General features: G+C 32.9%; 19 protein-coding genes and 2 pseudogenes. All 21 read left to right on the forward strand.

The window, feature by feature from the left end; genetic code table 11:
* Positions 1–39 precede the first annotated feature (39 nt).
* The 21 genes and pseudogenes from ylqF to HMPREF3134_RS09045 all read left to right on the forward strand — a co-directional run bounded on the left by ylqF (position 40) and on the right by HMPREF3134_RS09045 (position 22,802).
* Entirely contained in the window at positions 40–924 is an 885-nt protein-coding gene (gene ylqF, locus HMPREF3134_RS08945; RefSeq protein WP_070442290.1) for a ribosome biogenesis GTPase YlqF, read from the forward strand.
* Positions 908–1,675 carry a ribonuclease HII gene (locus tag HMPREF3134_RS08950; protein WP_070442293.1) on the forward strand — a complete coding sequence of 256 codons (768 nt, stop codon included), beginning with the start codon at positions 908–910 and terminating at the stop codon, positions 1,673–1,675. Before ylqF ends, HMPREF3134_RS08950 begins: the two co-directional genes overlap by 17 nt.
* A 111-nt stretch (positions 1,676–1,786) precedes the next feature.
* On the forward strand, positions 1,787–2,953 hold the full coding sequence (sucC, locus tag HMPREF3134_RS08955; protein WP_053017080.1) for an ADP-forming succinate--CoA ligase subunit beta: 1,167 nt from the start codon (positions 1,787–1,789) through the stop codon (positions 2,951–2,953).
* A 21-nt stretch (positions 2,954–2,974) separates the two neighbouring features.
* The gene (gene sucD / locus HMPREF3134_RS08960) at positions 2,975–3,880 is read left to right on the forward strand and encodes a succinate--CoA ligase subunit alpha (protein WP_037551652.1); all 906 of its coding nucleotides are present in this window, start codon (positions 2,975–2,977) and stop codon (positions 3,878–3,880) included.
* A 355-nt stretch (positions 3,881–4,235) separates the two neighbouring features.
* Positions 4,236–4,479, forward strand: a pseudogene (locus HMPREF3134_RS12555) (CHAP domain-containing protein); the annotation flags it as partial.
* 30 nt (positions 4,480–4,509) lie between these two features.
* A pseudogene (locus HMPREF3134_RS08970) lies at positions 4,510–5,740 on the forward strand (aminoacyltransferase).
* 218 nt (positions 5,741–5,958) lie between these two features.
* Positions 5,959–6,825, forward strand: coding sequence for a DNA-processing protein DprA (gene dprA / locus HMPREF3134_RS08975; RefSeq protein ID WP_070442298.1), 867 nt, complete (start codon positions 5,959–5,961; stop codon positions 6,823–6,825).
* A gap of 178 nt (positions 6,826–7,003) precedes the next feature.
* Positions 7,004–9,073 carry a type I DNA topoisomerase gene (gene topA, locus HMPREF3134_RS08980; RefSeq protein ID WP_070442300.1) on the forward strand — a complete coding sequence of 690 codons (2,070 nt, stop codon included), beginning with the start codon at positions 7,004–7,006 and terminating at the stop codon, positions 9,071–9,073.
* 23 nt (positions 9,074–9,096) lie between these two features.
* Positions 9,097–10,404, forward strand: a complete 1,308-nt coding sequence (gene trmFO, locus HMPREF3134_RS08985; protein ID WP_037537326.1) for an FADH(2)-oxidizing methylenetetrahydrofolate--tRNA-(uracil(54)-C(5))-methyltransferase TrmFO — start codon at positions 9,097–9,099, stop codon at positions 10,402–10,404.
* A gap of 201 nt (positions 10,405–10,605) precedes the next feature.
* Positions 10,606–11,469, forward strand: a complete 864-nt coding sequence (gene xerC, locus HMPREF3134_RS08990; protein ID WP_276311345.1) for a tyrosine recombinase XerC — start codon at positions 10,606–10,608, stop codon at positions 11,467–11,469.
* On the forward strand, positions 11,470–12,015 hold the full coding sequence (gene hslV, locus HMPREF3134_RS08995) for an ATP-dependent protease subunit HslV (protein ID WP_070442306.1): 546 nt from the start codon (positions 11,470–11,472) through the stop codon (positions 12,013–12,015). It begins immediately after the preceding gene.
* 58 nt (positions 12,016–12,073) lie between these two features.
* Positions 12,074–13,477 carry an ATP-dependent protease ATPase subunit HslU gene (gene hslU, locus HMPREF3134_RS09000; RefSeq protein WP_070442307.1) on the forward strand — a complete coding sequence of 468 codons (1,404 nt, stop codon included), beginning with the start codon at positions 12,074–12,076 and terminating at the stop codon, positions 13,475–13,477.
* A gap of 21 nt (positions 13,478–13,498) precedes the next feature.
* A complete protein-coding gene (gene codY, locus HMPREF3134_RS09005; RefSeq protein WP_070442309.1) occupies positions 13,499–14,272 on the forward strand; it encodes a GTP-sensing pleiotropic transcriptional regulator CodY in 774 nt (257 codons plus the stop codon).
* A 269-nt stretch (positions 14,273–14,541) separates the two neighbouring features.
* Entirely contained in the window at positions 14,542–15,330 is a 789-nt protein-coding gene (gene rpsB, locus HMPREF3134_RS09010; protein ID WP_011275944.1) for a 30S ribosomal protein S2, read from the forward strand.
* A 164-nt stretch (positions 15,331–15,494) separates the two neighbouring features.
* The gene (gene tsf, locus HMPREF3134_RS09015; protein ID WP_070442311.1) at positions 15,495–16,373 is read left to right on the forward strand and encodes a translation elongation factor Ts; all 879 of its coding nucleotides are present in this window, start codon (positions 15,495–15,497) and stop codon (positions 16,371–16,373) included.
* A gap of 136 nt (positions 16,374–16,509) precedes the next feature.
* Entirely contained in the window at positions 16,510–17,232 is a 723-nt protein-coding gene (pyrH, locus tag HMPREF3134_RS09020) for a UMP kinase (RefSeq protein ID WP_011275942.1), read from the forward strand.
* A gap of 17 nt (positions 17,233–17,249) precedes the next feature.
* Complete coding sequence (gene frr, locus HMPREF3134_RS09025) at positions 17,250–17,804, forward strand: ribosome recycling factor (RefSeq protein WP_070442314.1); 555 nt, start codon at positions 17,250–17,252, stop codon at positions 17,802–17,804.
* 225 nt (positions 17,805–18,029) lie between these two features.
* Positions 18,030–18,800, forward strand: a complete 771-nt coding sequence (locus tag HMPREF3134_RS09030) for an isoprenyl transferase (protein WP_037551640.1) — start codon at positions 18,030–18,032, stop codon at positions 18,798–18,800.
* Between the two features lie 3 nt (positions 18,801–18,803).
* Positions 18,804–19,586: a phosphatidate cytidylyltransferase gene (locus HMPREF3134_RS09035; protein WP_070442317.1), complete on the forward strand. Its 783-nt coding sequence runs from the start codon at positions 18,804–18,806 to the stop codon at positions 19,584–19,586.
* A gap of 210 nt (positions 19,587–19,796) precedes the next feature.
* Positions 19,797–21,083, forward strand: coding sequence for an RIP metalloprotease RseP (rseP, locus tag HMPREF3134_RS09040; RefSeq protein WP_070442319.1), 1,287 nt, complete (start codon positions 19,797–19,799; stop codon positions 21,081–21,083).
* 18 nt (positions 21,084–21,101) lie between these two features.
* A complete protein-coding gene (locus tag HMPREF3134_RS09045; protein ID WP_070442322.1) occupies positions 21,102–22,802 on the forward strand; it encodes a proline--tRNA ligase in 1,701 nt (566 codons plus the stop codon).
* The last annotated feature ends 80 nt before the right edge of the window (positions 22,803–22,882 follow it).

Here is a 22,882-nt window from a genome sequence, read left to right on the forward strand (position 1 = left end):
AAGTTGAATTAAAATATATCGAAAGTAAGGTGACAATTAATGGCAATTCAATGGTATCCAGGACATATGGCAAAAGCTAAACGAGAGGTAACAGAACAATTAAAAAAAGTAGATGTTGTATTTGAATTAGTTGATGCACGTATTCCATATAGTTCTCGTAACCCAATGATTGATGAAGTAATTAAACAAAAACCGCGCGTAGTTATTCTTAATAAAAAAGATATGTCCAATTTAAATGAAATGCAAAAATGGGAACGCTTCTTTATAGATAAAGGATATTATCCTGTGTCAGTAGATGCTAAGCATGGCAAAAATTTAAAAGGTGTAGAAACTGCAGCCATAGCAGCAACAAAAGAAAAATTTGAACGTGAGAAAGCTAAAGGACTTAAACCTAGAGCAATTAGAGCAATGATTGTTGGCATACCTAACGTTGGTAAATCAACATTGATTAATAAATTAGCACGAAAAAATATTGCACAAACTGGTAATAAACCAGGTGTAACCAAACAACAACAGTGGATTAAAGTTGGGCAATCTTTACAATTATTAGATACACCTGGAATTTTATGGCCTAAATTTGAAGATGAAATTGTTGGTAAAAAATTAAGTTTAACAGGCGCAATAAAAGACAGTATTGTACATTTAGATGAAGTTGCTATCTATGGTTTACAGTTTTTAATTAACCATGATTTAGAAGGTTTTAAGCAACATTATAAGATTGATTTACCTGCAGATGCTGAAATATTAGAATGGTTTGATGCAATTGGACGTCGACGTGGACTTTTACAAAGAGGCAATGAAGTAGATTACGAAGCGGTTATTGAACTGATAATTAATGACGTTAGAAATGCCAAAATTGGAACATACTGTTTTGACTTATATTCAGAAATGAAGAGTGAATTAGATAATGACACAAACAATTAATGAAGCAAAGCACATATTATCTGAAATTAACTCAATTGAAGTTTTAGAACAACATGAATTAAATCAAGACGCTCGTAAAGGGGTACAACAAGCTATTACAAGACGTCGTAAACAACTTTTAAAAGAACAAGAAATTTTAGACCATTACAATACAATGAATCAATTTGAAAATGAGTTGCTGAATAACAATCCTCAAGCATTAATCTGTGGTATTGACGAGGTTGGACGTGGTCCGCTAGCAGGTCCTGTTGTTGCATGTGCAGTGATTTTAAATGAAGGGCATCGCTATTTAGGACTTGATGATTCTAAAAAAGTAACAGCGAGAAAAAGACAAATACTTAATAAAAAGCTTAAAGACGGGGTGTTGGAGTATGCCTATGGTTTAGCTAGACCAGAAGAGATCGATGAACTGAATATATATAATGCAACTAAAGTAGCAATGAATCGAGCTTTGAGTCAATTAGTAAATCGTCCAGATCATTTATTAATAGATGCAATGTCTTTAGATACAACAATTCCTCAAACATCTATTATTAAAGGCGACGCAAAGAGTGTGTCTATTGCTGCAGCAAGTATAATGGCAAAAGAATACAGAGATGATTTAATGAAAGAGATTGCAGATGAATATCCAGGATATGAATTTGAGAAAAATGTGGGTTACGGAACTAAAGCACATTTAGAAAGCCTAAATAAACTCGGTATTACACCGTATCATCGTAAAAGCTTTGAACCAATCAAATCTATGATGTAATTATTTGAATTTTTAATTAATTGCAAAAAGTGGAACACTTTCAGTTTACAATAGCGCTTTCATTTTCTATAATTATAACTGAACTTAACCTAAGAAGTAGGAGGATGGAAGATGAATATCCACGAGTATCAAGGTAAAGAAATATTTCGTTCTATGGGCGTAGCCGTTCCAGAAGGACGAGTTGCATTTACTGCTGAAGAAGCAGTGGAAAAGGCTAAAGAATTAGACACAGAGGTTTATGTGGTTAAAGCACAAATCCACGCTGGGGGTAGAGGTAAAGCAGGTGGAGTTAAGATTGCTAAATCATTATCTGAGGTTGAAACTTATGCCAATGAATTATTAGGTAAACAATTAGTTACACATCAAACTGGACCTGAAGGTAAAGAAGTTAAACGTTTGTATATTGAACAAGGTTGCGATATTCAAAAAGAATATTATGTAGGTTTTGTAATTGACCGTGCAACTGATCGTATTACTTTAATGGCTTCAGAAGAAGGCGGTACTGAAATTGAAGAAGTAGCTGCTAAAACACCAGAAAAAATCTTTAAAGAAACAATCGACCCAGTTGTAGGTTTATCACCTTATCAAGCGCGTCGTATTGCTTTCAACATTAACATTCCAAAAGAATCTATTAATAAAGCAGCGAAATTCTTAATTTCTTTATACAATGTATTTATCGAAAAAGATTGTTCTATCGTTGAAATTAACCCATTAGTTACTACTGGTGAAGGTGAAGTTTTAGCTTTAGATGCTAAAATCAACTTCGATGACAATGCATTATTCAGACATAAAGATATCCAAGAATTACGTGATTTAGAAGAAGAAGATCCTAAAGAGATTGAAGCATCTAAATATGACTTATCTTACATTGCATTAGATGGAGATATTGGTTGTATGGTTAATGGTGCTGGTTTAGCGATGGCTACAATGGATACTATTAATCATTTTGGTGGAAATCCAGCTAACTTCCTAGACGTAGGGGGCGGCGCTACAAAAGAAAAAGTTACTGAAGCATTCAAAATCATCTTAGGTGATGACAATGTTAAAGGTATCTTTGTAAACATCTTCGGTGGAATCATGAAATGTGATGTTATTGCTGAAGGTATCGTAGCAGCAGTTAAAGAAGTTGAATTAACTTTACCATTAGTAGTTCGTTTAGAAGGTACAAATGTAGAACGCGGTAAAGAAATCTTAAACGAATCAGGTTTAGCAATTGAACCAGCAGCTACAATGGCTGAAGGCGCTCAAAAAATTGTTAAGCTTGTTAAAGAAGCGTAAGGAAAGGATGGGAACACTAAGATGAGTGTATTTATAGATAAAAATACTAAAGTAATGGTACAAGGTATTACAGGGTCTACTGCCCTTTTCCATACAAAACAAATGCTTGATTATGGTACACAAATTGTTGCAGGGGTAACACCAGGTAAAGGTGGACAAGTTGTTGAAGGCGTACCTGTATATAATACTGTTGCAGAAGCTAAAGAAGAAACAGGTGCTAACGTATCTGTAGTTTATGTTCCAGCGCCCTTTGCAGCAGATTCTATTTTGGAAGCAGCAGATGCAGATTTAGATATGGTTATTTGTATTACTGAACATATTCCTGTTGTTGACATGGTTAAAGTTAAGCGTTACTTAGAAGGAAGAAAAACACGCTTAGTTGGACCAAACTGCCCAGGTGTTATTACTGCTGATGAATGTAAAATTGGTATCATGCCAGGATATATTCATAAAAAAGGTCATGTAGGTGTTGTATCACGTTCTGGTACGTTAACTTACGAAGCGGTTCATCAATTAACTGAAGAAGGCATTGGTCAAACTACAGCTGTAGGTATTGGAGGCGACCCTGTCAACGGTACTAACTTTATCGATGTACTTAAAGCGTTTAATGAAGATGAAGATACTAAAGCTGTTGTAATGATTGGTGAAATTGGTGGTACTGCTGAAGAAGAAGCAGCTGAATGGATTAAAGCGAATATGAACAAACCAGTTATTGGTTTCATTGGTGGTCAAACAGCACCTCCAGGTAAACGTATGGGTCACGCTGGTGCGATTATTTCTGGTGGTAAAGGTACTGCAGATGAAAAAATTAAAACATTAAATGAATGTGGTGTTAAAACTGCGGATACACCTTCAGAAATCGGTACTACATTAATCGAAGCAGCTAAAGAAGCTGGTATTTATGAGGAATTATTAACAATTAAATAATCATCATTAAAATTTGAATTGATTTTATTGTCTAAGACCTGATTTCTAATATTGGAAATCAGGTCTTTTGTTTAATTTATTATAAAATATATAATGATGGTGCGTTGATAAAAGGAGTGAGCATCATGAATAAAATATCATATCATCAAATTTTTCTATTCGGAAAATAACTATCAGTGTAGTGTCTTTTGTAGTAGGTTCTTTATTTTTTATTAATCAAAATTATAGTGCATATGCAAGTGAGATAAAATCTAACGATAAAGTAGTAATAACTTCACAGGATGATTTTAATAAAAATATAGTTGTGATAAATGAAACAAGTTCTAAAAAACAATATGGAAATGTGAAAATTGAATATAAAAACACTTCTACTTTAGAAGCTAAACCTGGAGATGTTGTAGTTTTTAGTGGAAGGTATGATGGTGGATTTGGACATACAGCAATAGTGTTGGATGGTAATTATGATGGTAAACTCATGTAGTTTCAAAGTTTAAATCAAAATTGGAATTTAGGTGGTTATAAAAAAAGTAGTAGCACATCGTGTGATACATAATTATAACTACGATATGATTTTTATAAGGTCTAATAAAGAGGCATAAATGAATTTGAGGAAAGAGAGTATTAATGATTTGAATTTTACAACTTTAGAATTAAATGAATTTGAAATTTTTATGAGAAAATAATTTTTCGCATTATACTCAGATTGTAGAGTTATATAAATATAGGAAAGCTCGAAATTTAGTGGTTCATATTGTCGGTGTCAAAGAAAACGGTAACGTAGTTGCTGCCTGTATATTAACTGATGCTCGTATATTTAAGGTGTTTAAATACTTATATACCCATCGAGGACCGGTGATGGATTTTACTAATTTAGAGTTAGTTGAATTTTTCTTTAAAAAATTTACGCATTATGTAAATATGCGAAGAGATGTTTTTATACTAGTTGACCCTTATGTCTTGGAGAATATAAGAAGTGCTGATGGTGAGATTATAGAACACTTTAACAATAAACAGTGATTCAAGGTGATGAATAAATTAGGATACCAACATCAAGGTTTTACAACTGGCTATTCAGCTATGAGTCAAATAAGATGGCATTCTATATTAGATTTAAAAGATAAAAGTGAACAACAATTATTAAAAGATATGTCATATCAAACTAGACGTAACATTATGAAGACAATTGAAATGGGTGTGCAAATAAAAACTTTATCAATTAAAGAAACGAATAGATTTTATCGACTGTTTCACATGGCTGAAGAAAAATATGGTTTTCATTTTCAAGAAGAACCTTATTTCAAACAAATGCTTGATATTTATGGTGGTAAAGCATGTATGAAGCTAGCTTTTATTGATTTAAATAAGTATATAAATTTATTAAAGCAACGAGCGATAGAATTAGAAGAGAAAGTGACTGAAATTAAACAATCATTTAAAGTGAATGCTAATTCAAAAAAGGCAAAAATAAAATATCACCAATTCAATCAACAACTAGAGAGCTTTTATAATAAAATAGCAAAAACTGAACAAGTAATCATTACGGATGGTACATTACTTGATTTAGCTGCTGCATTGTTTATTTATAACAATCACGAAATGTGCTATTTATCAAGTGGTTCTAATCCTAAATACAATGAATTTATGGGTGCCTATTGTCTGCAATGGGATATGATACGCTACGCAAAAGAGAAAGGCTTAGAGCGTTATAATTTCTACGGCATAACTGGCGACTTTGGTGAGAATGCAGAAGATTATGGTGTCCAACAATTTAAAAAAGGATTCAATGCGTTTATAGAAGAATATGTTGGTAATTTTATTAAGCCAGTAAATAAATTGCTCTATAAATTATATCAAAAGTAAGTGAATCGATTTATTTAGTGCTAAGGTAACAAAATTTAAAGTAATCTGGGGATTTTAGGTTTCAGATTTATGTATAAAATGAGCATGAAGACAGTTTACATAATTCAATATTAAAATTACTCATTAAAAGTTATTAAATTTTATCCATCAAATGTCTTTTAATTGAAATGTGATATACGACATAGTTGTCTTATAATGTTTTTAAAGGAGACGACTTCATGACTAACAACAACATATTACTTTTGAAATTAATTTGGCTAGGTTATACGACCCAACATATTCATCATTTATTAAAATTAAATCCTGATTTTTTTAAATTCTCTTATACTGATCAAATAGATACAATAAGAAATTGGGACAGAATGTTTCATAATGACGATTTTATTGATAAATTTAATAATTTAAATGAAAAAGATATTTTGTCATTTTTGCAGAATCACAAAGTAAGTTTTACAACACCGTTTAACACTAATTATCCTCGACTGTTAAAAGAAATTTATGATTATCCGTTTGTCCTATTTTACCAAGGTGACCCCCTTTTATTAACATTCTCCAATACATTAGGTGTGGTGGGCTCAAGAAATGCAACAGAATACTCAGCTAAAGCCATGCAATACTTATTTCCTAAATTTAAACAAATTCCACTAACTATTATTTCTGGTTTGGCAAAAGGTGCTGATAGCATAGCACATCATTTTGCTATAGAGTATCAATTACCTACAATAGCTGTTTTAGGTTTTGGTCATATGATGCATTACCCTAGAGAAACGCAAAAATTACGCAACATAATTGAAGAAAAAGGTTTAGTTATTAGTGAATATCCGCCACTTACTAGTGTTAGGCGATATCACTTTCCGCAACGCAATCGTTTGATAAGCGGTCTTTCAAAAGGGGTTTTAATAACTGAAGCAAGTGTTAGAAGCGGTAGTCAAATTACAATTGATTGTGCATTAGAGCAAAATAGAAATATATATGTATTACCAGGTTCAATATTTAATCCACTAACAAAAGGTAATTTGAAACGAGCTCAAGAAGGTGCGATGATTGTAACCTCTGCTGATGATATCCTATGTGATTATAAATAGATATCATTAATGATTCATTCTAGAGTATTAAAAATCTATATTTAATTCTAATTGATAGCTAAAAATAATATTAAAAAGTGTTTAAAATGAACGTTAATAGAATTTAAACATTGACAAAATCAAAATTGACCGTTTATCATTTATCTTTAGTAATTGAAATAGCAAGGGGGAATTCACTTTGGCAGATAATTTAGTCATAGTTGAGTCGCCTGCAAAAGCGAAAACCATTGAAAAATATTTAGGTAAAAAATATAAAGTTATAGCTTCTATGGGACATGTTAGAGATTTACCAAGAAGTCAAATGGGTGTCGATGTAGAAGATAATTATGAACCGAAATATATTACGATACGCGGTAAAGGTCCAGTTGTTAAAGACTTAAAGAAATATGCTAAGAAAGCAAAAAATGTCTTTCTTGCGAGTGACCCTGACCGTGAAGGTGAAGCGATTGCTTGGCATTTATCAAAAATTTTAGAACTTGATGATTCAAAAGAAAACAGAGTAGTATTTAATGAAATTACAAAAGATGCGGTAAAAGAAAGTTTTAAACATCCACGTGGCATTGAAATGGATTTAGTCGATGCACAACAAGCACGCCGTATATTAGATAGATTAGTTGGATATAATATTTCACCAGTATTATGGAAGAAAGTGAAAAAGGGGCTGTCTGCAGGGCGAGTTCAATCTGTAGCTTTAAGATTAGTAATAGATAGAGAGAATGAGATTCGTAACTTTAAGCCTGAAGAGTATTGGTCTATAGAAGGTGAGTTTAGATATAAGAAATCTAAATTTACTGCTAAGTTTCTTCATTATAAAAATAAACCATTTAAATTAAAAACAAAAAAAGATGTTGAAAAAGTTACAGCTGAATTAGATGGAGACAAATTTGAAATTACAAATGTTAATAAAAAAGAAAAAACTAGAAATCCTGCTAATCCATTTACCACTTCAACATTACAACAAGAGGCAGCTCGTAAATTAAATTTCAAAGCGCGTAAAACTATGATGCTCGCGCAACAATTATATGAAGGTATTGATCTAAAACGACAAGGTACAGTTGGATTAATCACATACATGAGAACTGACTCTACACGTATATCACAAACCGCTAAAGACGAAGCGAAACAATATATTGAAGATAAGTATGGTAAAGATTATCTTTCAAATAGAACTGCTAAGGGTAAACAGGGTGACCAAGATGCCCATGAAGCAATTCGACCAACAAGTACTTTACGTACACCTGATGAAATGAAAGCATACTTAACTAGAGATCAGCATCGTTTGTATAAATTAATATGGGAAAGATTTGTAGCAAGTCAAATGGCACCAGCAATTTTAGACACTGTTGCTTTAGATGTTACCCAAAACAACATTAAATTCCGAGCTAATGGTCAAACAATCAAATTCAAAGGTTTCATGACGCTTTATGTAGAAGCCAAAGATGATAAAGATAATGAAAAAGAAAATAAATTACCTAACTTGAATAAAGGTGATGAAGTGACTGCAACTCAAATTGAACCAGCGCAACACTTCACTCAGCCACCTCCACGTTATACAGAAGCACGTTTGGTTAAAACGTTAGAGGAATTAAAAATTGGTAGACCTTCTACCTATGCACCTACGATTGACACAATACAAAAACGTAATTATGTAAAACTTGAAAGTAAACGATTTGTACCTACTGAATTAGGTGAAATTGTATATGAACAAGTAAAAGACTATTTCCCTGAAATAATTGATGTAGAGTTTACTGTTAATATGGAAACGCTATTGGATAAAATTGCTGAAGGAGATATCGGCTGGAGAAAAGTAATTGATAACTTTTACGGAAGTTTCAAATTAGACGTTGAACGTGCTGAGGAAGAAATGGAAAAAGTTGAAATTAAAGATGAACCTGCTGGCGAAGATTGTGAAGTTTGTGGCTCTCCTATGGTTATTAAAATGGGACGATATGGTAAGTTTATGGCGTGCTCAAATTTCCCAGACTGTAGAAATACGAAAGCAATCGTGAAAACTATTGGCGTAACTTGCCCTAAATGCAAAGATGGAGATGTCGTTGAAAGAAAATCTAAGAAAAATAGACTTTTCTATGGTTGTTCAAACTATCCTGAATGTGACTTTATTTCTTGGGACAAACCTGTTGGTCGTGATTGTCCTAAATGTAATCATTATTTAATGGAACATAAGAAAGGACGCAGTTCACAAGTTATTTGCTCAAACTGTGACTATAAAGAAGAAGTTCAAAAATAGATAATAAATTAAGGAGGAAAACCATGAGTCAAACTGTAAATATAGTTGGCGCTGGACTAGCTGGTTCAGAAGCCGCTTATCAATTAGCTCAACGAGGTATCAAAGTGAATTTGATTGAAATGCGCCCAGTTAAGCAAACGCCAGCACACCATACTGATAAATTTGCAGAATTAGTATGTTCTAACTCACTACGAGGCAATGCATTAACTAATGGTGTGGGTGTATTAAAAGAAGAAATGAGAAGATTAGACTCATTAATTATCTCTGCTGCTGACAAAGCAAGAGTTCCTGCTGGTGGTGCATTAGCAGTTGATCGACATGATTTTTCTGGTTATATTACTGAAACTTTAAGAAATCATCCTAATGTTACTGTTATTAATGAAGAAATTAATAGTATCCCTGAAGGATATACAATTATTGCTACTGGTCCATTAACTACAGAAAATTTAGCTAAAGAAATCGTAGATATTACAGGTAAGGATCAACTTTATTTTTATGATGCAGCTGCTCCAATCATTGAAAAAGAATCGATTGATATGGATAAAGTGTATCTAAAATCACGTTATGATAAAGGTGAAGCAGCCTATCTTAATTGTCCTATGACAGAAGAAGAATTTAATCGCTTTTATGATGCAGTACTTGAAGCAGAAGTTGCACCAACAAATGAATTTGAAAAAGAAAAATATTTCGAAGGATGCATGCCTTTTGAAGTAATGGCTGAACGTGGACGCAAAACACTATTATTTGGTCCTATGAAACCTGTTGGTCTTGAAGATCCAAAAACAGGTAAACGTCCATTCGCTGTCGTTCAATTACGACAAGATGATGCAGCTGGAACGCTATATAATATTGTAGGTTTCCAAACTCATTTAAAATGGGGCGCACAAAAAGAAGTAATTCAACTTATCCCTGGTTTAGAAAATGTTGATATCGTACGGTATGGTGTGATGCATAGAAATACATTTATAAATTCTCCAGATGTATTAAATGAGAAATATGAGTTGATTAAAGAAGATAGAATTCAATTCGCAGGTCAAATGACTGGTGTTGAAGGATATGTTGAAAGCGCAGCAAGTGGACTTGTTGCTGGGATTAACCTAGCTCACAAATTACTTGATAAAGGTGAAGTTATTTTCCCTAGAGAGACAATGATAGGAAGTATGGCTTATTACATCTCCCATGCTAAAAATGAAAAGAACTTCCAACCTATGAACGCTAACTTTGGTTTATTACCTTCACTTGAAAAACGGATTAAAGATAAAAAAGAGCGTTACGAAGCACAAGCTAACAGAGCGCTCGAATATTTAGAGAATTATAAGAAAACACTATAATTATAGTGATTGAACTAGAATAGAATTTATTTCGAATTCATTGTTTTAGTCGCACGTTCAAGTTATTTCAATCTTTTAAGTAATTCTCAAAAGATTTTGAATTCTATAGCTAATTATTTTAGTCCCTTTCATGTTATATGCTACAATGCATATGATGGAGGGGATTTTTAAGTGGAAGAAATCCAAGTTACATTCTTAAATATGCTCAAAGTTGAGAGAAATTTCTCCGCCCATACATTAAAATCATATCATGATGATTTAGTACAATTTAATCATTTTTTAGAACAAGAATTACTAAATCTAAGAACATTTGAATATAAAGATGCTAGAAATTATTTAAGCTATTTATATTCACAGAATTTGAAACGTACTACTGTATCAAGGAAGATTTCAACTTTAAGAACTTTCTATGAGTTTTGGATGACACAAGATGAGACAATTATAAATCCTTTTGTACAACTCGTTCATCCTAAGAAGGAGAACTACTTGCCACAGTTTTTTTATGAAGAAGAGATGGAAGCATTATTCGAAACTGTAGCAAAAGATACAAAAAAAGGATTACGGGATCGCGTTATTCTAGAATTATTATATGCAACGGGTATACGTGTTTCTGAGTTAGTAAATATCCAACTTAAAGATATTGATATGTCTTTACCTGGTGTGAAAGTACTAGGAAAGGGAAATAAGGAACGGTTTGTTCCGTTTGGAGAATTTTGTCGTCAAAGCATTGAACAATACTTAAGCGAATTTAAGCCTATACAACATACCAAACATTCATTTTTATTAGTTAACATGAATGGCGCCCCTATAACAGAGAGAGGTGTTAGGTATGTTTTAAATGATGTTGTTAAACGTACAGCAGGGATTACGGAAATTCACCCCCACAAATTAAGACATACGTTTGCAACACATTTACTTAATCAAGGTGCAGATTTAAGAACGGTACAATCTTTGTTAGGACATGTTAATCTTTCGACAACTGGAAGATATACACATGTTTCTAACCAACAATTACGTAAAGTGTATTTAAATGCACATCCTCGAGCGAAAAAGGAGAGTAAATAAATGAGTAAAACATCATTACATGCAACAACTATTTATGCCGTTAGACATAACGGTGAAGCAGCGATGGCTGGTGATGGACAAGTTACACTAGGTGAGCAAGTTATTATGAAGCAAACAGCGCGCAAGGTCCGCAGATTATATGAAGGTAAAGTGTTAGCTGGATTTGCTGGTAGTGTAGCTGATGCCTTCACTTTGTTTGAGAAGTTTGAAACAAAATTACAACAATTTAGTGGTAATTTAGAACGTGCAGCTGTTGAACTAGCTCAAGAGTGGCGTGGTGATAAACAATTACGTCAATTGGAAGCTATGTTAATTGTAATGGATAAAGATGCAATATTAGTGGTTAGCGGAACTGGAGAAGTCATTGCACCTGATGATGATTTAATTGCGATTGGCTCAGGAGGCAACTATGCTTTAAGTGCTGGAAGAGCATTGAAGCGTCATGCAAGCCAATTATCTGCTAAAAAAATGGCTTACGAAAGTTTAAAGGTTGCATCTGACATTTGTGTGTTCACAAATGATAATATTATAGTGGAAACACTTTAACTTTTAAAAATATGGAAATGAATATAAATGGATGTTAATTAGGTTGGAGGTAAAATATATGGATGCAAACGGTATAAAATTAACACCTAAAGATATCGTATCTAAATTAGATGAATATATAGTTGGGCAAGATGATGCTAAACGAAAAGTTGCCATTGCTCTAAGAAATCGCTATAGAAGAAGTTTGCTTGATGAAGAAACCAAACAAGAAATCGCACCTAAGAATATTTTGATGATCGGTCCAACTGGTGTTGGTAAAACTGAAATAGCAAGACGTATGGCTAAAGTTGTAGGAGCGCCATTTATTAAGGTGGAAGCTACTAAGTTTACTGAAGTAGGATACGTTGGACGCGATGTTGAGAGTATGGTTCGTGATCTAGTCGATGTAGCTGTAAGACTTGTTAAAGATCAAAAGAAAGATTTGGTTAAAGACGAAGCAGTTAATAAAGCTAATGAAAAGTTAGTTAAATTACTTGTACCTAGTATGAAGAAAAAAGCGTCAAATAATAGTAATCCTTTAGAGTCATTACTTGGTGGTGCAATTCCAAACTTTGGTAATAATGATGATGATGAAGAGGAAACACCTACAGAAGAAATTAAAACTAAACGTTCAGAAATCAAAAAACAATTATTAGATGGTAAACTTGAAGAAGAGAAAGTTAGAATTAAGGTAGAACAAGATCCAGGTGCGCTAGGCATGCTCGGTACAAATCAAAACCAACAAATGCAAGACATGATGAATCAACTCATGCCTAAACGTAAGGTTGAACGTGAGGTGCCAGTTAAAACAGCTCGTAAGATTTTGGCCGATGATTTTGCCGATGAATTAATTGATCAAGAAACTGCAAATCAAGAAGCGCTTGAGTTAGCAGAACAAATGGGTATTATCTTCATCGATGAGATTGATAAAGTAGCAACGAATAACGCTAATAGTGGTCAAGATGTTTCAAGACAAGGTGTACAACGAGATATCTTACCAATTTTAGAAGGTAGCATGATTCAAACTAAGTATGGTACTGTAAATACTGAACATATGCTATTTATCGGTGCTGGCGCGTTTCACGTATCGAAACCAAGTGATTTAATACCTGAATTACAAGGACGCTTCCCAATTAGAGTAGAATTAGAAAGTTTAACTGTTGACGATTTTTACAGAATATTGACTGAACCTAAGCTATCACTCATCAAACAATATGAGGCATTGCTTCAAACAGAAGAGGTCACTGTGAACTTTACTAAGGAAGCGATTACAAGATTAGCTGAAATAGCATATCAAGTTAACCAAGACACTGATAATATTGGTGCACGTCGTTTACACACAATCTTAGAGAAAATGCTTGAGGATTTATCTTTCGAAGCCCCTAGCATGCCAAATGCTGTAGTTGATATAACACCACAATATGTTGATGATAAGTTGAAATCTATTTCAACAAATAAAGATTTAAGTGCATTTATTTTATAATATAAATAAAGGAGAAATTTTATGAGCTTATTATCTAAAACTAGAGAATTAAATACACTATTACAAAAACATAAAGGTATTGCAGTCGACTTTAAAGACGTTGCTCAAACAATTAGTAGCGTTACAGTAACGAACGTATTTATTGTTTCACGTAGAGGTAAGATTCTAGGTTCAAGTTTAAATGAACTTTTAAAAAGTCAAAGAATTAACGAAATGTTAGAAGGTAAACACATTCCTAGTGAATATACAAAACTATTAATGGACGTTAAACAAACTGAATCTAATATTGATATTGATAATGAATTAACTGTATTCCCACCTGAAGATAAAGAAGTATTTAGTAGCAGTCGTACAACTGTATTTCCAATACTTGGTGGTGGCGAAAGATTAGGAACATTAGTACTTGGTCGTGTTAAAGATGACTTTAACGAAAATGATTTAGTATTAGGCGAATATGCTGCAACTGTTATTGGAATGGAAATACTTCGTGAGAAACATAATGAAGTAGAGAAAGAGGCGCGTGATAAAGCGGCAATCACTATGGCAATTAATTCATTATCTTATTCTGAAAAAGAAGCAATTGAGCATATTTTTGAAGAATTAGGTGGTAATGAAGGCCTATTGATAGCTTCAAAAGGAGCAGATAGAGTAGGTATCACTCGCTCAGTAATCGTGAACGCGTTACGTAAACTTGAAAGTGCTGGTGTAATCGAATCACGATCCTTAGGGATGAAGGGTACCTTTATAAAAGTTAAAAAAGAAAAATTCCTTGATGAATTAGAACGAAATAAATAATTTTGATTTAAATCGATAATGCAATAACCAACATTCAACTGTTGCAAGTATGTAATATTATTTGTAACAGTTTTTATTATGAAAAATGTGTATTGCATTATTTCTTTAATGAAATTAACATTGCGCATTATATAGAAATATGATATTATTGTTTTCGGCTATAAAAGCCAATATACACATGATAAACGTACATTTAAAGGGTGCAATTAAATTAATTGTCTTTATATGAGTTTATTATGGAGGTAAATAACCACTAGGAGGAATTTAAAATGGCAGTAATTTCAATGAAACAATTACTAGAAGCCGGTGTTCACTTCGGTCACCAAACACGCCGTTGGAACCCAAAAATGAAAAAATATATCTTCACTGAGAGAAATGGTATCTATATCATTGACCTACAAAAAACAGTGAAAAAAGTTGAAGAAGCTTATAACTTCATCAAACAAGTATCTGAAGATGGCGGTAGAGTCTTATTCGTAGGTACAAAAAAACAAGCACAAGAGTCAGTTAAAGCTGAAGCAGAACGTGCTGGACAATTCTACGTTAACCAAAGATGGTTAGGCGGAATTTTAACTAACTACAAAACAATTTCTAAACGTATTAAACGTATTTCTGAAATTGAAAAAATGGAAGAAGACGGTTTATTTGACGTTTTACCTAAAAAAGAAGTTGTTGAACTTAAAAAAGAATACGACCGTTTAATCAAATTCTTAGGCGGTATTCGTGATATGAAATCTATGCCTCAAGCATTATTCGTAGTTGACCCTCGTAAAGAGCGTAACGCGATTGCTGAAGCACGTAAATTAAATATTCCAATCGTTGGTATTGTTGACACTAACTGTGATCCAGATGAAATTGATTACGTTATCCCAGCGAACGACGATGCTATTCGTGCCGTTAAATTATTAACTGGTAAAATGGCTGACGCTGTCTTAGAAGGTCAACAAGGTGTTTCTAACGATGAAGTAGCTGCAGAGCAAAACATCAATTTAGATGAAAAAGAAGAATCTCAAGAAGCAGAATCAACTGAAGAAAATACTACTGTTGAATCAAACTAAGATATAGTTTAAATGGGTGATAAGATGTAATGCTTATCGCCCTTTTTTCAAATAATAAAAAATAATAATTAAAGTTTACTAGAGTATTGGAAATTATAGTGACTTTAATGGTAATATTTAGGTAACATCTATTATTACAATTAGAAATATTGGAGGAATAATTAATGGCAATTTCAGCAAAACTTGTTAAAGAATTACGTGAAAGAACTGGCGCTGGTATGATGGATTGTAAAAAAGCGCTAACAGAAACTGATGGTGACATCGATAAAGCGATTGATTACTTACGTGAAAAAGGTATCGCTAAAGCAGCTAAAAAAGCAGACCGTATCGCAGCTGAAGGTTTAGTACATGTTGAAGTTAAAGGAAATGAAGCTGCTATCGTTGAAATCAACTCTGAAACTGACTTTGTAGCTCGTAATGAAGGCTTCCAAGAATTAGTTAAAGAAATTGCTAATCAAGTTCTTGATAGCAAAGCTGAAACAGTAGATGCTTTATTAGAAACTAAATTATCAAGTGGTAAAACAGTTGATGAAAGAATGAAAGAAGCAATCTCAACAATCGGTGAAAAATTAAGTATCCGTCGTTTCGAAATGAGAACAAAATCTGATAACGATGCATTTGGTGCATACTTACACATGGGTGGACGTATCGGTGTGTTAACTGTAGTTGAAGGTTCTACTGATGAAGAAGCTGCTAAAGATGTTGCTATGCACATCGCAGCTATCAATCCAAAATATGTTTCTTCAGAACAAGTTAAAGAAGAAGAAATCAATCACGAAAGAGAAGTATTAAAACAACAAGCATTAAATGAAGGTAAACCTGAAAACATCGTTGAAAAAATGGTTGAAGGTCGTTTACGTAAATATCTTCAAGAAATTTGTGCAGTTGATCAAAACTTCGTTAAAGATCCAGATCAAACAGTTGAAGCTTTCTTAAAATCTAAAGGTGGTAAACTTGTTGACTTCGTTCGCTATGAAGTAGGCGAAGGTATGGAAAAACGTGAAGAAAACTTCGCAGATGAAGTTAAAGGTCAAATGAAATAATCTGTCGACAAGATTTACAAGAAAGAAGACACCTTTGAGGTTTTCTATTATAAAGTGATACTTTATGTTAGAAGGCGCGTCAGTGTCTTCTTTACTTGTATATATTACATATTTTTACAATAGAGAGGAAAAAACAATGGCGCAAACTTCTAAATATAAACGTGTAGTATTAAAACTTAGTGGTGAAGCACTCGCAGGAGACAAAGGTTTTGGTATTAATCCAATCATTATTAAAAGCGTGGCACAGCAAGTAGCTGAAGTTGCTAAGATGGATTGCGAAATTGCAGTTATCGTTGGTGGTGGCAATATTTGGAGAGGTAAAACAGGTAGTGATTTAGGTATGGACCGTGGTACAGCGGACTACATGGGTATGCTTGCTACAGTTATGAATGCTCTTGCACTCCAAGATAGCTTAGAACAATTAGAATGTGACACACGTGTGTTGACATCAATTGAAATGAAACAAGTTGCTGAACCATATATCCGTCGAAGAGCTATTAGACATTTAGAGAAGAAACGTGTTGTTATTTTTGCAGCAGGAATCGGTAATCCATACTTCTCTACAGATACAACTGCAGCGTTACGTGCAGCAGAAGTCGAAGCCGATGTTATTTTAATGGGTAAAAATAATGTTGATGGAGTATATTCAGCAGACCCTAAAGTAGATAAGAATGCAGTTAAATATGAACACTTGACGCACATTCAAATGTTACAAGAAGGGTTACAAGTAATGGACTCAACTGCATCATCATTCTGTATGGATAATAATATTCCTTTAAATGTATTTTCAATCATGGAAGAAGGCAATATTAAACGTGCAGTTATGGGTGAAAAAATAGGTACGTTAATAACTAAATAATTAGAGGTGTAAACAATATGAGTGACATAATTCAAGACACTAAAGTTAGAATGAGCAAATCTATCGATAATTTATCAAGAGAATTAGCAAATATCAGTGCTGGAAGAGCCAATTCAAATTTATTAAGTGGCGTAACTGTTGACTATTATGGTGCACCAACACCAGTTCAACAATTAGCGAGCATCAATGTGCCTGAAGCACGTTTATTAGTTATTTCTCCTTATGATAAATCTTCAGTAGCTGATATTGAAAAAGCAATTTATGCAGCAAATTTAGGTGTAAATCCTACAAGTGATGGTGAAGTTATTCGTATCACTGTCCCAGCTTTAACAGAAGAACGTCGTAAAGAATTAGTGAAAAACGTTAAGAAAATTGGTGAAGATGCGAAAGTATCTATCCGAAACATCCGTCGTGATATTAATGATCAATTGAAAAAAGATGAAAAAAATGGGGACATTACTGAAGATGATTTAAGAAGTCAAACAGAAGATGTTCAAAAAGCTACAGATAATTCTATTAAAGAAATTGATCAATTAGTAGAGGACAAAGAAAAAGACATTATGTCTGTTTAATTAGTTCGACAATAAATTAATTCATTTAATAATGTTTAAGTATTATTATAAATATACTTTCTACATTACTATAAATTATTTTAGTCTAAACTGTGCCAATTCAGACTTTGGTACAGTTTTTTCATTTGCTTATTCAATGCCATTATCGAGTATGATAAAATGATAGATGATTTCTTAAATAACTAATATAATATAATAGAGATGATCAGGCTCGGAGGAAAGACCATGTTTAAAAAGCTAATAAAAAGAAATAAGACTAAAATCAGTCATAACGATGATTTAGATTTACATAATTTACCTGAACATGTAGCGATAATCATGGACGGAAATGGACGTTGGGCCAAAAAGCGTAAAATGCCTAGAATTAAAGGACATTACGAAGGTATGCAAACCATCAAAACTGTAACGCGAGAAGCAAGTGATTTGGGCATTAAATACTTAACACTATACGCTTTTTCAACTGAAAATTGGTCTAGACCTGAAAATGAAGTTAATTATATCATGAATTTGCCTGTTAATTTTTTAAAAACATTTTTACCCGAACTCATTGAAAAAAATGTTCAAATAGAAACGATTGGATTTTTAGATGCAGTTCCTAAATCGACGATTGAAGCAATACAACATGCAAAAGAAAAAACAAAAAATAATACAGGTCTGAAATTAATATTTGCCATCAATTATGGTGGACGAGCTGAAATTGTTCAAAGTATGAAATCAATTTATGATGAACTTCAACGCAATGGTCAAGACAGTAAAGATATTGATGAATCAATGATTAACAATCATTTAATGACGCATTCATACCCAGATCCTGAGTTATTAATTCGCACTTCTGGTGAACAACGTATTAGTAATTTCCTTATTTGGCAGTCTTCTTATAGTGAATTTATATTCAATGAGAAATTGTGGCCAGACTTTGACGGTGAAGAATTTAAAAATTGCTTAAAAATATATCAATCTCGCCAAAGACGCTTTGGAGGGTTAAGTAAGGAGTAGCGTATGAAAGTTAGAACTTTAACCGCAATTATAGCATTGTTAATTTTTCTACCCATTCTATTAATGGGTGGTACAACCTTAATGTTGTTTGCGTTCTTACTAGCTTTAATTGCATTAAAAGAACTTTTAAATATGAATATGATTAAATTAATTTCAGTCCCTGGTATTTTTAGTGCTTTAGCATTAATTATTATTATGTTACCTCAATCAGCAGGTGACTGGGTTAGTGACATTCAGTTAAAAAGTTTAATCGCAATGAGTTTTATTTTACTAAGTTACACTGTACTGTCAAAAAACAGATTTAGTTTTATGGATGCTGCTTTCTGTCTTATGTCAGTTGCATATGTCGGTATTGGATTTATGTATTTCTATGCAACACGTTCAGATGGATTACATTACATACTTTATGCATTCTTAGTGGTGTGGTTAACAGATACAGGTGCTTATATTTTCGGTCGACTAATGGGTAAACATAAATTATGGCCAGTAATTAGTCCGAACAAAACTATTGAAGGTTTTATTGGCGGATTAATTTGTAGTTTAATTGTGCCAATTGTTATGTTGTTCTTTGTTGATTTCAACTTAAATATTTGGTTACTATTATTAGTAACAATCATCTTGAGTATCTTTGGTCAACTTGGTGATTTAGTTGAATCAGGATTTAAACGTCATTTTGGTGTTAAAGATTCTGGTAGAATTTTACCGGGTCACGGTGGTATATTAGACCGATTTGATAGTTTCATGTTTGTTTTACCATTACTCAACATTTTATTAATACAAATGTAGTGCGATTTTAATGTTTTATTTATATATGAAAAATGTATAGTGCTATAATTGAGGAGTTATTGAGTGCACATTTGACTAGACATAGTAGATGATGTAATTCTTAACTCCTTTTATTAAAAGTAAAATTCTTGAATAATTTAACCAAATCATAGATAATCTACATCGTTCTAATGAAAAAAGTAGAAATTTAATTTAATTGAGGTGTATCATGTGAGCTATTTAATCACTATTGTCTCATTTATGATCGTGTTCGGTGTACTTGTTACGGTACATGAATATGGTCACATGTTCTTTGCGAAGCGTGCTGGAATAATGTGTCCTGAATTCGCGATAGGTATGGGACCAAAAATATTTAGTTTCCGTAAGAACGAAACTTTGTATACCATCCGTTTATTACCTGTAGGTGGTTATGTAAGAATGGCTGGAGACGGTTTAGAAGAACCACCAGTTGAACCAGGTATGAATGTTAAAGTAAAACTTAATGATAAAGATGAGATTACGCATATAATTTTAGATGATCAGCATAAATTTCAAAAGATAGAAGCAATTGAAGTTAAACAATGTGACTTCAAGGATGATTTGTACATTGAAGGTATTACTTCATATGATAATGAGCGACATCATTTTAATATTGCTGAAAAAGCATATTTTGTTGAGAATGGTAGTTTAATTCAAATCGCTCCACGACATCGACAATTTGCACATAAGAAACCTTTACCCAAATTTTTAACGTTATTTGCAGGACCATTATTTAACTTTATATTAGCCTTAATATTATTTATCGCATTAGCTTATTTCCAAGGAACACCTACTACCTCAGTGGGACAATTAGCTGATAACTATCCAGCTCAACAAGCAGGATTAAAATCTGGAGATAAAATCGTTCAAGTAGGTCAATATAAAACTAAGAGTTTTGATGACATTCAGTCTGCAGCAAATAAAATTAAAGATAATAAAACAATGATAAAATTTGAAAGAGATAATCAAACAAAGACAGTGGATATAACTCCTAAAAAGCAAGTTATTAAGCAAACTAAATTAAATTCTGAGACGACGTACATTTTAGGTTTCCAACCTCAGAAAGAACATACTTTAATAAAACCAATTGCGCTAGGGTTTGATCAGTTTGTTAGTGCCAGTACATTAATCTTTAAAGCTGTAGGAACAATGATTGCAAGTATATTCACAGGTCAATTCTCATTTGATATGTTAAATGGTCCAGTGGGTATTTATCATAATGTTGACTCTGTAGTTAAACAGGGTATCATTGCATTAACATACTACACTGCACTATTAAGTGTTAACTTAGGTATAATGAACCTATTACCAATTCCAGCACTTGATGGTGGTCGAATTTTATTTGTTATCTATGAAGCAATTTTCAGAAGGCCAGTTAATAAAAAAGCAGAGACAATTATAATAGCTGCTGGTGCTATTTTTGTCTTAATTATAATGGTTCTAGTAACTTGGAACGATATACAACGTTATTTCTTGTAGAATAAGGAGGATTAAGTGATGAAACAATCGAAAGTTTTCATACCAACTAGGAGAGATGTCCCTGCTGAAGCAGAAGCATTGAGTCACCAATTATTATTAAAAGCAGGATTAATCAAACAAAGTACAAGTGGTATTTATAGCTATTTACCATTAGCCTCTCGTGTGTTAAATAATATTTCTAAAATCATACGTGAAGAAATGGAAAGCATTGATGCCGTTGAAATTTTAATGCCTGCACTTCAACAAGCAGAACTTTGGGAAGAATCAGGTCGTTGGGGTGCATACGGTCCAGAGTTAATGCGCTTAAAAGATCGTAATGGACGTGAATTTGCTTTAGGTCCTACACATGAGGAAGTAGTGACTTCTATCGTTAGAGATGAACTTAAATCATATAAACAATTACCTTTAACGTTATTCCAAATACAATCTAAATTTCGAGATGAGAAACGCCCACGCTTTGGTTTGTTAAGAGGTAGAGAGTTTATTATGAAAGATGCGTATTCATTCCATGCTGATGAAGCATCGTTAGATGAAACATATCAAGATATGTACAATGCTTACGATCGTATATTCAAACGTGTTGGCATCAATGCTCGACCAGTGGTTGCAGACTCAGGTGCAATTGGCGGTAACCACACACACGAATTCATGGCCTTAAGTGAAATTGGTGAAGATACTATCGTTTATAGTAAGCAAAGTGATTATGCAGCTAATATTGAAAAAGCGGAAGTCGTTTATCATCCAAATGAAAAGCATTCAGAAGTAGCAGAACTAGAGAAGATTGAAACACCTAATGTTAAAACTGCTCAAGAATTAGCTGATTTTTTAAACCGTCCGGTTGATGAAATTGTTAAATCAATGATATTTAAAATTGATGGAGAATTCATTATGTTCTTAATACGTGGTCATCATGAATTAAATGATGTCAAAGTAAAAGCATTCTTTGAAACAGATAACGTTGAAATGGCCACTCAAGATGAGATTGTTAATTTATTAGGTGCTAATCCTGGTTCACTGGGACCAGTTCATGATAAAGATATTAGAATTTTTGCAGATAATTATGTCAAAGATTTAAATAATTTAGTCGTTGGTGCTAATGAGAATGGATTCCACTATATTAACGCTAATTTAGACCGAGATTTCAAGGTTGATGAGTTTGGAGATTTCCGTTTTATCTTAGAAGGAGAACCATTAAGCGATGGCTCTGGCGAAGCGAAATTTGCTGAAGGCATTGAAGTAGGTCAAGTATTTAAGTTAGGAACTAAATACTCAGAAGCAATGAACGCAACATTCTTAGATAACCAAGGTAAAGCTAAGCCATTAATCATGGGGTGCTATGGAATAGGCGTTTCAAGAACGCTAAGTGCCATTGTTGAACAAAATAATGATGAAAATGGTATTATTTGGCCTAAATCAGTTACACCATTTGATTTACATCTAATTACTATTAATCCTAAAAAGGATGAACAACTAGAATTAGGTGATCAATTGTATAAAGAATTACAACAACAATATGATGTACTTTATGATGATCGTAAAGATCGAGCTGGCGTTAAATTTAATGATGCAGATTTAATCGGTCTTCCAATAAGAATTGTAGTTGGTAAAAATGCTAGTGAGGGTATCGTTGAAGTTAAAGTACGTCAAACTGGTGAAAGCGAAGATGTTCATATTAACGATTTAAACACTCATATCGCTACACTTTATAGTAATTTATAATTTGCATAGACTAAGTTGAATTTGATGAATGTACTTGATTTCATTTGTTCAACAAGGATATTCAATGCATAATGCTAAAT

This window comes from Staphylococcus sp. HMSC14D10 (assembly GCF_001808125.1).
GTDB classification, from domain to species: Bacteria; Bacillota; Bacilli; order Staphylococcales; family Staphylococcaceae; genus Staphylococcus; species Staphylococcus haemolyticus.

Excerpts from the sequence above, each read along its gene's own strand:
- HMPREF3134_RS08950 (WP_070442293.1), top strand. The coding sequence starts at position 908 with ATGACACAAACAATTAATGAAGCAAAGCACATATTATCTGAAATTAAC.
- HMPREF3134_RS09030 (WP_037551640.1), top strand. The coding sequence starts at position 18,030 with ATGTTTAAAAAGCTAATAAAAAGAAATAAGACTAAAATCAGTCATAAC.
- tsf (WP_070442311.1), top strand. The coding sequence starts at position 15,495 with ATGGCAATTTCAGCAAAACTTGTTAAAGAATTACGTGAAAGAACTGGC.
- sucC (WP_053017080.1), top strand. The coding sequence starts at position 1,787 with ATGAATATCCACGAGTATCAAGGTAAAGAAATATTTCGTTCTATGGGC.
- hslV (WP_070442306.1), top strand. The coding sequence starts at position 11,470 with ATGAGTAAAACATCATTACATGCAACAACTATTTATGCCGTTAGACAT.
- pyrH (WP_011275942.1), top strand. The coding sequence starts at position 16,510 with ATGGCGCAAACTTCTAAATATAAACGTGTAGTATTAAAACTTAGTGGT.
- ylqF (WP_070442290.1), top strand. The coding sequence starts at position 40 with ATGGCAATTCAATGGTATCCAGGACATATGGCAAAAGCTAAACGAGAG.
- xerC (WP_276311345.1), top strand. The coding sequence starts at position 10,606 with ATGCTCAAAGTTGAGAGAAATTTCTCCGCCCATACATTAAAATCATAT.
- sucD (WP_037551652.1), top strand. The coding sequence starts at position 2,975 with ATGAGTGTATTTATAGATAAAAATACTAAAGTAATGGTACAAGGTATT.
- codY (WP_070442309.1), top strand. The coding sequence starts at position 13,499 with ATGAGCTTATTATCTAAAACTAGAGAATTAAATACACTATTACAAAAA.
- frr (WP_070442314.1), top strand. The coding sequence starts at position 17,250 with ATGAGTGACATAATTCAAGACACTAAAGTTAGAATGAGCAAATCTATC.
- trmFO (WP_037537326.1), top strand. The coding sequence starts at position 9,097 with ATGAGTCAAACTGTAAATATAGTTGGCGCTGGACTAGCTGGTTCAGAA.
- rpsB (WP_011275944.1), top strand. The coding sequence starts at position 14,542 with ATGGCAGTAATTTCAATGAAACAATTACTAGAAGCCGGTGTTCACTTC.
- HMPREF3134_RS09035 (WP_070442317.1), top strand. The coding sequence starts at position 18,804 with ATGAAAGTTAGAACTTTAACCGCAATTATAGCATTGTTAATTTTTCTA.
- hslU (WP_070442307.1), top strand. The coding sequence starts at position 12,074 with ATGGATGCAAACGGTATAAAATTAACACCTAAAGATATCGTATCTAAA.
- HMPREF3134_RS09045 (WP_070442322.1), top strand. The coding sequence starts at position 21,102 with ATGAAACAATCGAAAGTTTTCATACCAACTAGGAGAGATGTCCCTGCT.
- dprA (WP_070442298.1), top strand. The coding sequence starts at position 5,959 with ATGACTAACAACAACATATTACTTTTGAAATTAATTTGGCTAGGTTAT.